We start from the raw sequence: 11763 nt of genomic DNA, 5'->3' as shown, positions 1-11763 counted from the left end.
GTTGTGGGTTGAGCGATTAGCGGCGCGCTGCGATCACGGTGATTTCCACCAGGACCTCGGGACGGGCCAGTTGCGCCTGCAAAGTCGTGCGGGTTGGCGCTTTGCCCGGTGACAGCCACTGCGACCAGACCTCATTCATGGCGGCAAAGTCGCGGCCAATGTCGTTCAGGTAAATGGTCACGTTGAGCAGATGATCCTTGTCGCTGTCAGCTTCGGCCAGCAACGCATCGATCTTCGCCAGCACCTCGGCGGTTTGGCCAGTGACGTCGAGGCTGTCACCCGGAACCTGTCCCGAGAGAAACACCAGATCGCCAAAGGTCACCGCGCCAGAGAGCCGGCTGTTGCTGTTGATACGGTTGATGCTCATCGGTTTTTCCTTTTCAAGTCAGGCGACGCGGGGGGCGAGGCCCTGCATTTCAATCGAGGGTGCGCGCCGGGCGATCAACTCGCTGAGCAACCGGGCGCTGCCGCAAGCCAGGGTAAAACCCAGGGCGCCATGGCCCAGGTTGAGCCACAGGTTGCGATACGCCGTGGCCCCGATCAACGGCACGCCGCTGGGGGTGGCCGGGCGCATGCCGGCCCATTCGATGGCGGCGGTGTAATCGCCGGCATTGGGTAAGGTTTCCTGCGCCTGGCGCTTGATCAGCGCCAGACGTTTGGGGTCGAGCGCCGGGTCGAAACCGACGATGTCGACCATCGCCGCCACGCGCAGTTGATCACCGATGCGGGCATAAACGATCTTGCGGTTGTAATCGGTGATGCTCAGCTCCGGCGCGCGATGTTCGGTGCGCACGGGCAAGGTCAGGCTGTAGCCCTTGAGCGGATACAGCGGCAGGTGCATGCCGGGCAGCGCCAGCGCCGGACTGCGATGACCGGCGGCGATCACCAGTTGCTCGACCGGCAGCACGTGCGAACCCATTTCTACAGCCTGCACCGCGCCATCCGCGTGGCGAATGCCGGTGACCTTGCGTCCCAGCAAAAACTCGCAACGCCCCGACGCCTGGAGCCGAGCCAGCAGTTGCTGGCAGAAAGCATGGCAATCGGCGACTTCTTCGTCAGGCGTATAAATCGCGCCCACAAACGGCGCCTCGGCAAGCGCAGGCTCCAACTGTGCGCATTCGGCACGCGACAGCACGTGCTGCTGTTGCGGATCGGCCAGGCCATGGCGCGCATGCTCAAAACTCGCGGCTTCACGAAACGTCACCAGTTTGCCGTTGCGCCGCCAGGCGAAGCCGTCGAGACGGTCTTCGTCCCGCCAGCCTTGCAGCGTGGACTGGCTCAGCAGCGCCAGACGCAGCAGGTGCGCGCCGTTGCGCTGATTCACAGAACGACGGCACGCCGCCAGGAAGGACGCCATCCAGCGCCATTGCGCCGGGTCCAGGCGCGGACGCAACTTCAGCGGCGAGTCACCGCGCAGGATCCAGCCAAGCGCCTGCAACGGCACACCGGCATCGGCCAGAGGCGCGACGTAACGGTAGGACAACTGGCCGCCGTTGGCGAAACTGGTCTCGCTGCCCAGCGAATCCCGGGCCTCGATCAGCGTCACGTCGATGCCGTCGCGAACCAGTGCGTAAGCCGTCGTCAGGCCGATGACGCCGCCACCGATGATGCAAACCCGCTGAGCCATGTCTGTCCTTAACCGTTGTTGAAACAGGCTTCAGGTTAGGACCAGGTGACAGACCTTGAACAATGCATAAAGATGCCTGACCCATAAACAAAGGTTATGGACTTGCCATGCGACTGCGACACATCGAGATTTTCCAGGCCATCCGCCAGACCGGTTCGGTCAGTGGCGCCGCGCAGTTGCTGCACGTGTCGCAGCCGGCGGTGAGCAAAGTGCTGCAACACGCCGAGCAGCAACTGGGCTTCCCATTATTTCTGCGGGTGCGCGGTAAATTGCAGGCCACGCCCGAAGCGCTGGAGCTTGAGCGCGAAGTCGACAAGGTCACCGAAAGCCTGCAGGGCGTGCGACGTCTGGCCCAGAGCCTGCGTCGCGAGCCGGGTCACAGCGTACGGATCGGCGCAATCCCGGCGCTGGCCCTGTCGCTGCTGCCGCCGGCCATCAACGAGTGGACGCAACGCTACCCGGACATCGTCTGCGAACTGTCCAGCGCCCACAGCCGTGAGCTGATGCAGAATTTGTTGATGCGCGAAGTGGATGTCGCGCTGACCTTGCAACCACCCGATCATCCGGGCCTGAAGGCGCAGCCCTTGGCCTGCGGGGTTTTGGTGGCGCTGGCGCCGTTGGGCTATTGGACCGACGACGCCTTGAGCCAACCATTACCGTTGAGCGAACTGGCCGGTGCGCCGCTGATCGGTCTGTCCAGCGCCGACCCGCTGGCCGCCAGGCTCGACAGCTACCTTGAGGCGGTCGAGCCGCCGCCACGGGTTCGTATCGCCGTGCAGACCTATTCGCTGGCGCGGGCGATGGTTGAATCCGGTGCCGGGCTGGCGGTGATCGATCCGTTTACCGCGCTAGGCGCGTCCCCCGCCACCACGGCGATTCGACCTCTGGCACCCGCGTTACCGATCACGTTGTATGCGGTGACTCGCGCCGACGAACCACCGCCCCATACCTTGAGCGACTTGTTGCAGGTGTTCAGCCGACGGGCGCAGGCGCAACTGGATCGCCTGTGCCACTGAGGGAGCATGCCTGCTCGCGAATGCGGTGGATCAGTCAGCGATGATGTCGACTGACCTGGCGCTTTCGCGAGCAGGCTCGCTCCCACAGGTTTTTCATATAGCTGCGGTGCGATCTACAAGACATAAAACATAATCGCCACGAAGTGCAGCAAGCTCCCGGCGATCACGAACAGATGCCAGATCCCGTGGGCATGGCGCAAACGACTGTCCAGCGCAAAAAAGACAATGCCCACGGTGTACAGCACGCCGCCCGACGCCAGCCAGGCGAAACCTGTACTGCCCAATGCCGCCAATAACGGTTTGACCGCCACAAGTACGATCCAGCCCATCACCGCATAGATCACGATCGACAGAATCCGCGCTTCCGAACGCGGCTTGATCTCCTGCAGGATGCCGATCAACGCCAATCCCCAGACAATTCCGAACAAGGTCCAGCCCCACGGCCCGCGCAGGGTTACCAGGCAGAACGGCGTGTAACTGCCGGCGATCAACAGGTAGATCGAAAAGTGATCGACCTTCTGCATGATCGCTTTCTTGCGCCCGCGCACGCTGTGGTAAACGGTCGATGCGCTGTAAAGCACCATCAAGGTAAATCCGTAAATCGCCACGCTGACAATCTTCCACGGGCTGCCGTCCATGCCGGCAATCACCAGCATCCACACCACCCCGACAACCGCTGCCACCGCCCCGACCAGATGCGTCCAGGCGTTCAATCTTTCCCCGTGATACATGTGTTGCTCACCTCAAGATTCGTTGCAACTTCGCGTAAGGCTCACGCCTGAAGGTTAAAAGCGCAATGTTTCAAAACACAAATCCCCCAAGAACCCACATACGTGCACAATCGAGCCATTCGAATAAGAGTCCGGCCCATGCTGATAGACGAAGAGTTGACCCTGAAAAAACTCGAGGTGTTCCTCGCCTTCATGCGCTCCGGCAATCTGGCTCGCGCCGCCGCCGAGTTGCAAACCAGCAACGTCAGCGTGCACCGCGCCATTCACTCGCTGGAAAGCGCCCTGCGTTGTCCGCTGTTCAAACATGAAGGGCGCAACCTGACGCCGCTGGAAAGCGCTTATGTGCTGGAAGAGCGAGCGCAGAAGCTGATTCAGGACGTGGTCGAAACCGTGCGCCTGACCCGCGAAGCCGCTGGATTTTCCGCTGAACGCTTCAAGTTGGGCTCGCTGTATTCGCTGACGGTAAAGACCGTGCCGCAACTGATCATGGGTTTGAAAATCCGCCGCAGCGAACTCAATATCGACTTGATCCTCGGCTCGAATTTCGACCTGCTGTACAAGCTCAAGAACATGGAAGTCGACGCGATCCTGGTGTCTTTGGACGACAGCGTGAACGACCCGGATTGCGAGCAGATTCCGTTGTTTTCCGATGACATCTTCCTGGCGACCCCGGCAGACTCGAAGTTTGCCCAACGCACCGAAGTGGATCTGGCCGAGGTCCGCGACGAGACGTTCATCACCCTGACCCAAGGCTTCGCCACGCACCAGGATGGCAATCGGGTGTTCAAGCAGGCGGGGTTCGAGCCGAAGGTGGCGATGCAGGTCAACGACATTTTCACCCTGCTGAGCATGGTCAGCTCGGGGGTGGGTTATGCGTTGCTGCCGGGGCGGATTGCGGCGGTGTATGAGAACCGTGTGAAGCTGATTCCGTTGCAGGAAAAGTATCGGTTGCAGCAGCACATCGGTGTGGTGTTTTTGAAGGCCAAGGAGCGCGATCCGAATTTGCTGGCGCTGCTGGCGGAGTGTCGGATGTATGCCAATCGGCAGACTTGAGGTCGCGTCGCGGATTTCGCGAGCAAGCCCGCACACGGGAGAATGCATTCCAATGTGTGGGGCTTGTCCACGAAGGTGTCAGAAAATGTCAGCCCATCAACCCGCGCATGATCAGATACAACAGCGATGGCCCAAGCAAACACCCTAACGCGGTGTAGAACGCCGCCGTCAGGCAACCATACGGCACCAGTTTCGGATCTGTCGCGGCCAAACCGCCGGCCACACCGCTGGAGGTGCCCATCAAACCGCCGAAAATCACCGCACTGCGCGGGTTGTTCAGCCCGATCATCGGTGCCACGAACGGCGTCATCACCATCACCAGAATGGCTTTGATCAACCCCGCCGCAATCGACAGCGCCATGACCTCGGAACTCGCACCAATCGCTGCCCCGGTTACCGGACCGACGATGTACGTCACCGCGCCCGCGCCGATGGTAGTCAAGCTCACCGCATCGGTGTAACCGAACGCCATCGCCACCGCGACACCGGCTATGAACGATGTTCCGACGCCGACGAACAACGCCAGCACACCGACAAAACCGGCACGCTTGAGCTCATCGACACTGACACCGAACGCCGTGGCGACAATCGCGAAATCACGCAACATGGCGCCGCCCAGCAGGCCGATGCCCGACAACAACGGAATGTCCACCACGCCTTTCTGGCCACCGGTCAGCGCGCCCCCGATATAAGACAACAACAACCCAAGCAGAATGGCGATGGCCGAGCCGTGCAGGCGACCTTTGGTGAATGTATTGGAAATCCAGTAGGACACCCACATGGTCACACCGACAATCAGAAAGCCACTGATCAGGCCGTAACCGGTAATTACCTTCATCATCGATTCGTACATGGCGATCACCCTACCGTCTTGGGAGGAATGACCGAGGCGGGTTCCTTGTTGCCGATGCGTACCAGCACCGGCACCAAGGCAAAGGCGATAACCACCGCTGCCGTCCCCGCCAGGATCGCCATCGGCCCACCCTTGAGTGCGCCATAGACGTTTTGTTGTGCCGCCATGGCGACGACGATCGGGATATAAATTGCGCTCCAGAACTCCACGCCCTGCTCTGTCTTGCCTTTGAACCAACCACTTTTATTCAGGTAACTGCCGAGGCCGATCAACAGCAGCATCGCAATACCTACACCGCCAACGTTGGCCGGTACACCAATCAGCTTGCCGAGCAGTTCACCGACAAAAATACCCACCAGGGTACAAAAGGCGAGAAACGCCACACCGTAAATAATCATTGTTGTTGTCCTCAAAGTGCATCGTCGAATGTTGTTTTTGTTGTTCGAAGGCTTGAGTCGATGGTCTAGGGTTGGCGGCTTCCCTCCTCACGCAACAGCGCCTGCAAGGTATCGAGGCGAGCACCGTCGAAGGCAATCACGGTGCCCTGCTCGAACACCCGGCGCGCCAGCCCGGTCAGCACCGCGCCGGGTGGCAGTTCAATCTGCAGGCGTACGCCGCGCTCGTAGGCGCTTTGCACGGTGCCACGCCAATCGACGACGCGGCACATGTTAAAAGCGAGGTCATCGCGCAAGGCTTCGACATTGATGATTGGCCGGGCGCGACTGCCACTGAGGTAACCCAGAGCCGGCGTTTTCAGCGACACCTTGGCGAATGCATCCGCCAGCGTTTTAGCGGGCGCATCCAGCAGGGGGCAATGCGACGGCACACTGACGGCGAGTCGTTTGGCCAGGCCTGCACCGCGACCTTTCGCCAGCTCGGCGACGGCTTTCATCGCGCCGTCGCTGCCGGCAATCACCACCTGGTTATCGGCATTGATGTTGGCCAGGTAAACCGGCGTGTCGACGCTGTGAACCTGCGCCAGCAAGCCTTCCACTGTGGACAAATCGAGGCCGATGATCGCGGTCATGCCGTAGCCCTGTGGATAAGCCTGCTGCATCAGTTCACCGCGCAGGCTGACCAGATGCAACGCATCGCTGAAACCCAAGGCACCCGCCACCACTGCCGCCGGATAGGCACCAATGGACAATCCCGCCACGTAATCCGGCGCCATGGATAACTGGCGCGACGCGGCGACACCGGCGATCAACAGGCAAAGCTGAACCGCCCGTGTCGACTTCAACGCTTCGGCAGAATCCAGCAGCAACGCCTCTTCACCGAGCACGTTACTCGCCTCGTTCACCGTTTCGCGAGGCAAACGATGGAGCATGCCCGGCTGTTGCGCGCCCTGGCCGGGGAACACCAGCAAACTGCTCACGCTGCTTGCTCCCACGGATCAATGACCAGGCAGGCCTCGCGGGCGTTTTTCAGCAAAACCCGACGGGCAGGACCGGCCCATTCGCGCAGCGCGACAGCGCCGAAAGGCGTTTGCAACTGCATGTCCACTTGGCACACAGCCGCGTCCAGAATCTTCACCAGCGCCTGCGCTTTCAATCGGTCGAGCGGTTGCGGCGTGCGCAGGATCAAGTCGAGATCGCTGCGCTCATGCAAGGCCTGAAAACCGCTGGCCAATTCAAACCCGGCGCTGCCGCTGACGCCCCACGCCCAACCATAATCATCCAGCAGTGGCCGCAGCTGAGTGAGGGCGTGGACTGCCGGCAAATCCCGGTCAATCGAGACATGACAAAGTGCTTCGGGTGTGACGCGACGCGAAATCGTATCGATCGACATCACTGTTGCAAAGCGCTGTTCACGTAACCGCCCACGCACCCCGACCGCGATGAAATCCGGCGCACTCAACGCACGCCGAACCACCACCGGCTGACCCGCGCTGATCGACTCGACCACCCACGCAGGCGCGTCCACCGGCAGCTGCTCTGGGGTCATGCCCCAGAGCAGGTCGTGGGCCAGAAAGGTATTCACCACTGCTCTCTCAGCAGTTGGCGAACGTTGCTCGAGGCCGCGCGATTGCTCGCACCCAAGCGGCCGCTCAAATCGCGACCGCTTGCGGCGACATCGCCAATCGCCAGGCCCAGGCACTCAGTCACACGCGCCAGATCGGCGGCCGTCGGCTGCTCGATCTGTTCAACCGACAAGGTTTCCCAAAGCAAACCCAGACTGGCGTAGCTGTCGATGTCATACGCCATCGGTGGCACGCTGGCAGCCAGCGCTTCCAGCTCTTCGACGCTGCGCAAGGTCACCCGCGCCGCCGAAGCCTTGCCCATCGCATGCACCATCACGCCTGGATCACGCAGCGCGATCAATCGATTGGCCTGATACCCATGGGCCAAGAATGCCCCGGACATTGCCTTGCCCACCAGCAAACCGATCACCGCGTGGCCAGCCAATCGGGCACGGGCATAACTGTCTGCCGCAGCGGCCAGTGCCTGATGAATGCCGAGTGCTTCTTCGCGCCGACCGTAGGCCTGACTCGGCACATCGATGATCGCGATCACGGCGCGCTTGTGCGGTTTATCAACGTCAGCCGTGATGACTTCATCCACCGCCCTGGCCAAACCCCAGCCTTCCAGCAAACCCACCTCGCCGTTGCGAGCGCGGACAAAGCGGTTGTCGGGATCCGCCACCACCGCAATGAACCGAACCGACTGATCACCCAACACACCGTCGGCCACCTTCAACGAAGCAGGCAAACCGTCGACCGGTGTCGCGCCCGCACTCAAGGCATTGAACCAGCTCAAACCTCTCAGGGAATACGAATTCATGAGCGCTCTCCTTGATACAGATCGCGAACCGTCGCCGGATCGATTTGCGGCGTGGCGTCCAGACGGGCCAGCCGTTGCAGGAACAGATCGGCCTGACGACTGCGTTGTTGCGCTGGCAGGCCTTGTTCAAGCAACTCACTGACCTGCTGCTGAATCTGCGCCACGTCGTCAGCCACAAAACGATCCGCCAGACCGCTGGCAAAACGTTGCTCGCCGCCGGTCAGGCTCCAGATGAAAGGACGGTCGCGGGAGTCGTATTCCTCAAGCCCCGCTTCCTGTTCGATCACTTGTGGACCGTTCAGGCCAAGACGCGCTTCCTGGGTCACCAGCAAATAGCTGCACAACCCGGCGGCAATCGACATCCCGCCAAAGCAGCCCACGCTACCGGCCACGACGCCGACAACGGGTTGGTACTGGCGTAAATCGACGATCGCCGCATGAATATCGGCAATCGCCGCCAGCCCGAGGTTGGCTTCCTGCAACCGCACGCCGCCCGTTTCCAGCAACAACACGGCGCGGGTCGGAATCCCGTTGCGGTTGTCTTCGGCAGCCAGTTCCAGCGCGCCGGCAATCTTCGCCCCGCCGACTTCGCCGAGGCTGCCGCCCTGAAACGCGCCTTCGATCGCCGCGATAACCACCGGCATACCGCCGATGCTGCCCTTGGCAATCACCACGCCGTCATCGGCTTGCGGCACCACGCCCTGGCGCGACAACCACGGCGACATGATCCGTTGGAACGGGTCGAGCAATTCGCGGAAGGTGCCGGCATCGAGCAAGGCTTTCGCCCGTTGCCGCGCACCGAGTTCGACGAAACTGTGTTTATGCAGGAGGTCTGCGCTGTCAGTCATGGCCGATCTCCTCAAAGCCTTGTTCCAGACGCAAGCGCACCACGCCGGGGGTTGCGCCGAAGTCGTGGATATCGATGGCCATCGCTGGCGGGACCTGGCCGTCGAACATCCGCGCAAACAGATGCTGCCAGCGTTGTTCGGCGCCATTGACCGAGGTCTGCACCTTGATGGTCAGCTTGCCGGCCTGACCCGGTTCGATCAGCACTTCCAGATCGCCAGAGCCGACACAACCCACCAGGGTGCGGCCACGTGGCGGCTGCCCGGCGGGGAATTCAAAGGATAAGGTTTCCATCAGAAAGCTCCGGACTCGATGCGATCGATAAACAGGCAGGCGGCGAGTAAATCCGCTGCACCGCCGGGCGACGCATTCAATGCGATTAATTGTTCGTCCAGTTCGTGCAGACGGCGACGACCGGCGAGGCTGGCGCTGCCGCCGGCATCGAGTACCGCCTGGGCGCCGAGTTGCATGGTGTGCAGGCCGTGTTCGCCGGCGCGGTAGAGCACGCAGGTGTCGCTCAGTTGAGTCATGATCGCCAGCAACGCATCGAGCCGGGCGTTCTGTTCACCATGGCCGGCGGCGCGGCTGATTTTGAGTTGCGGCAGTGCGCGTTGCAGCACTGAAGGAAAGCCCAGTTGCGCCTCTTCACGGGCACCGCGCGCGCCGTAACGTCGGGCGACTTGGGCACCGTGGCTCAGAGGCCTTGGAGCGTAACGATCGTCGAGCAGCGCGAGGCGAGCGGCGCGCAACGTGACCGAGCCTGGGCCCCTGGACTCAGGTTCAAGCGCCGCCGCCGCGGCCAGCAATCCCAACGCCCAAATCGCGCCACGGTGGGTATTCACCCCATTGGTGGTGGCGAGCATCGTTTGCTCCCCTTCCCGGCCAACTCGGCCGAGGGCCTCACGCAGCGGCAAACCCACTTCGCCAATTTCGATAGCCGCTTGCGCCATTTCCTTGAACGCTGGCCACAACGACAACGCCGAAGCGTGCATCAGCCCAAGGTGCAAATCGGTATGCGCGCCGTTGCCACGACGATCGACCAGCGCCGGTTTCGGCGACAAATCCGCTTCGTCGATCAGCGCATCCACCGCCAGGTCCGCCAGCCGCTCGGCCAGGGTTAAGGTTTTCGGTTGCAGGTTGAAGGCGTGCATTACCAGCTCCTGAATTTGGCGGGCGGGTTGTAGAGGCCACCGGACCACTCGACCAGATCCGCCACGCTTTTGGCGGCGAGCAATTCGCGGGTGGCGTCGGTGCGACGGATGCCGAGGTCTTCGGGCAAGGCGATCAAGCCTTCACGGCGCATGCGGGCGGTGTCTTTCGGGTTGTGACGCAAGCCGATCACGGTCACGCCAGCGACAGCGGCGATCATCGCCTGACGCTCTTCCAGCGAACGCGCCTTGTACAGATAGGCGATGCCCTCTTCGGTCAGCAGGTGAGTGACGTCGTCGCCGTAGATCATGATCGGCGCCAGCGGCATGCCGCTTTTCTTCGCCACTTCAATCGCATCGAGGGTTTCGACGAAGGTCGGTTTGCCACCTTCCTGGAAGGTCTCGACCATTTGCACCACGAGTTTTTTGCCGCGTTCGAGCAAGGGCTCCGGCGCGTCACCGTGGCGCATGTCGAGCCAGGCCGGAGTGCCATGGCGGCGACCGCGCGGGTCGTGGCCCATGTTCGGCGCACCACCGAAACCGGCGAGGCGACCACGAGTCACGGTGGAAGAATGGCCGTCGCCATCGACTTGCAGAGTCGCACCGATGAACAGGTCGACCGCGTATTGCCCGGCCAGTTGGCTGAACATTCGGTTGGATCGCAGCGAGCCGTCGCGACCGGTGAAGAACACGTCCGGCCGCGCGGCAATGTAGTTTTCCATGCCCAGTTCGGTGCCGAAGCAATGCACGCTTTCGACCCAGCCGCTTTCGATGGCAGGGATCAGGGTTGGATGCGGATTGAGCGTCCAGTTGCGGCAGATCTTGCCTTTGAGGCCGAGGGATTCGCCGTAGGTCGGCAGGATCAATTCGATGGCGGCGGTGTTGAAGCCGATGCCGTGGTTCAGCGACTGGACGTTGTGTTTTTCGTAGATCCCGCGGATCGCCATCATCGCCATCAGCACGTGCACAGGCTTGATATGCCGGGGGTCGCGGGTGAACAGCGGTTCGATGTAGAACGGCTTGTCGGCCACCACCACGAAATCGACCCAGGAGGCGGGGATGTCGACGCGTGGCAAGTCAGTAACGTCGTCCACCAACTGATTGACCTGAACGATGACGATGCCGTCGCTGAACGCCGCCGGTTCGATCAGCGCCGGCGTGTCTTCGGTGCTGGGGCCGGTGTAGATGTTGCCGGCGCGGTCGGCCATGAAACCGGCGGAGAGCACGACGTTGGGAATCAGGTCCACCACCAACCGTGCGTAGAGCTCGATGTAGGTGTGGATCGCGCCGATTTCCAGCAGGCCGTCTTCCAGCAACTGGCTGATGCGCAGACTCTGGGTGCCGGCAAAGGAAAAGTCGAGCTTGCGGGCGATGCCGCGTTCAAACAGGTCCAGGTGTTCGGAGCGTCCGACGCTGGGCATGATCATGTGCAGGTCATGCAGCTTTGTCGGATCGGCTTTTGCCAGTGAGCGCGAAAGGAAATCCGCCTGCTTCTGGTTGTTGCCCTCCAGCACCACACGGTCGCCAGGCAGGATCAACGCTTCGAGCGCCGCTACGATGTTGTCGGTGGGCAGAACCACACCGTCGGCCAGGCCCTTGACCAACTCGAGGCGCCGCTGCTTTTCGCTGCGCCGCCGCGTCCATCGCGAGTCGGGGGATATTGTTGTTGTCATGACCACTCCACGGGTTCGCTGTCGTGGGGGTCACCT

At 61.8% G+C, this 11763-nt stretch carries 14 protein-coding genes and 1 pseudogene; 2 read left to right on the top strand and 13 right to left on the bottom strand.

Features of this window, described 5'->3' with window-relative positions:
* Nucleotides 1-16: 16 nt before the first annotated feature.
* Together ACM6IQ_RS25920 and ACM6IQ_RS25915 are read right to left on the bottom strand one after the other, a co-directional pair.
* The gene (locus ACM6IQ_RS25920; protein ID WP_414880172.1) at nt 17-367 is read right to left on the bottom strand and encodes a RidA family protein; all 351 of its coding nucleotides are present in this window, start codon (nt 365-367) and stop codon (nt 17-19) included.
* Between the two features lie 18 nt (nt 368-385).
* On the bottom strand, nt 386-1627 hold the full coding sequence (locus tag ACM6IQ_RS25915) for a D-amino acid dehydrogenase (protein WP_414880171.1): 1242 nt from the start codon (nt 1625-1627) through the stop codon (nt 386-388).
* 107 nt (nt 1628-1734) lie between these two features.
* Here ACM6IQ_RS25915 and ACM6IQ_RS25910 point away from each other — a divergent pair, with 107 nt between their 5' ends.
* On the top strand, nt 1735-2643 hold the full coding sequence (locus ACM6IQ_RS25910) for a LysR family transcriptional regulator (RefSeq protein WP_414880170.1): 909 nt from the start codon (nt 1735-1737) through the stop codon (nt 2641-2643).
* Here the strand turns inward: ACM6IQ_RS25910 and ACM6IQ_RS25905 are convergent.
* Both ACM6IQ_RS25905 and trhA read right to left on the bottom strand, forming a co-directional pair.
* Nucleotides 2640-2756: pseudogene (locus ACM6IQ_RS25905) on the bottom strand (metal ABC transporter ATP-binding protein); the annotation flags it as partial. The gene ACM6IQ_RS25910 and the pseudogene ACM6IQ_RS25905 overlap by 4 nt on opposite strands.
* Entirely contained in the window at nt 2757-3374 is a 618-nt protein-coding gene (trhA, locus tag ACM6IQ_RS25900; RefSeq protein ID WP_414880169.1) for a PAQR family membrane homeostasis protein TrhA, read from the bottom strand.
* 138 nt (nt 3375-3512) lie between these two features.
* Here trhA and ACM6IQ_RS25895 point away from each other — a divergent pair, with 138 nt between their 5' ends.
* Nucleotides 3513-4427 (top strand): LysR substrate-binding domain-containing protein, encoded by a 915-nt coding sequence (locus tag ACM6IQ_RS25895; RefSeq protein ID WP_414880168.1) that lies wholly within the window; start codon nt 3513-3515, stop codon nt 4425-4427.
* A gap of 88 nt (nt 4428-4515) precedes the next feature.
* On the opposite strand, the gene madM is transcribed toward ACM6IQ_RS25895, so the two are convergent.
* The 9 genes from madM to mdcA form a co-directional block, all read right to left on the bottom strand.
* Nucleotides 4516-5280: a malonate transporter subunit MadM gene (gene madM, locus ACM6IQ_RS25890; protein WP_084322497.1), complete on the bottom strand. Its 765-nt coding sequence runs from the start codon at nt 5278-5280 to the stop codon at nt 4516-4518.
* A gap of 5 nt (nt 5281-5285) precedes the next feature.
* Nucleotides 5286-5678, bottom strand: a complete 393-nt coding sequence (gene madL / locus ACM6IQ_RS25885) for a malonate transporter subunit MadL (protein WP_010466888.1) — start codon at nt 5676-5678, stop codon at nt 5286-5288.
* A 65-nt stretch (nt 5679-5743) separates the two neighbouring features.
* Entirely contained in the window at nt 5744-6655 is a 912-nt protein-coding gene (gene mdcH, locus ACM6IQ_RS25880; RefSeq protein ID WP_017341254.1) for a malonate decarboxylase subunit epsilon, read from the bottom strand.
* Nucleotides 6652-7263, bottom strand: coding sequence for a malonate decarboxylase holo-ACP synthase (locus ACM6IQ_RS25875; RefSeq protein WP_414880167.1), 612 nt, complete (start codon nt 7261-7263; stop codon nt 6652-6654). The genes mdcH and ACM6IQ_RS25875 overlap by 4 nt, the downstream gene beginning before the upstream one ends.
* Nucleotides 7257-8060 (bottom strand): biotin-independent malonate decarboxylase subunit gamma, encoded by an 804-nt coding sequence (gene mdcE, locus ACM6IQ_RS25870; RefSeq protein WP_414880166.1) that lies wholly within the window; start codon nt 8058-8060, stop codon nt 7257-7259. The genes ACM6IQ_RS25875 and mdcE overlap by 7 nt, the downstream gene beginning before the upstream one ends.
* Nucleotides 8057-8908, bottom strand: coding sequence for a biotin-independent malonate decarboxylase subunit beta (locus tag ACM6IQ_RS25865; RefSeq protein WP_017341257.1), 852 nt, complete (start codon nt 8906-8908; stop codon nt 8057-8059). Before ACM6IQ_RS25865 ends, mdcE begins: the two co-directional genes overlap by 4 nt.
* On the bottom strand, nt 8901-9200 hold the full coding sequence (locus ACM6IQ_RS25860; RefSeq protein ID WP_017341258.1) for a malonate decarboxylase subunit delta: 300 nt from the start codon (nt 9198-9200) through the stop codon (nt 8901-8903). The genes ACM6IQ_RS25865 and ACM6IQ_RS25860 overlap by 8 nt, the downstream gene beginning before the upstream one ends.
* A complete protein-coding gene (locus tag ACM6IQ_RS25855; RefSeq protein WP_414880165.1) occupies nt 9200-10057 on the bottom strand; it encodes a triphosphoribosyl-dephospho-CoA synthase in 858 nt (285 codons plus the stop codon). Before ACM6IQ_RS25855 ends, ACM6IQ_RS25860 begins: the two co-directional genes overlap by 1 nt.
* Complete coding sequence (gene mdcA / locus ACM6IQ_RS25850) at nt 10057-11727, bottom strand: malonate decarboxylase subunit alpha (RefSeq protein ID WP_017341260.1); 1671 nt, start codon at nt 11725-11727, stop codon at nt 10057-10059. The genes ACM6IQ_RS25855 and mdcA overlap by 1 nt, the downstream gene beginning before the upstream one ends.
* Between the last annotated feature and the right edge of the window lie 36 nt (nt 11728-11763).

Source organism: Pseudomonas sp. IT-P100 (assembly GCF_949767185.1).
Classification (GTDB): Bacteria; Pseudomonadota; Gammaproteobacteria; order Pseudomonadales; family Pseudomonadaceae; genus Aquipseudomonas; species Aquipseudomonas fluorescens_B.
Note: the sequence above shows the minus strand (reverse complement) of the source record. Positions and strands in the feature narration are given on the sequence as shown.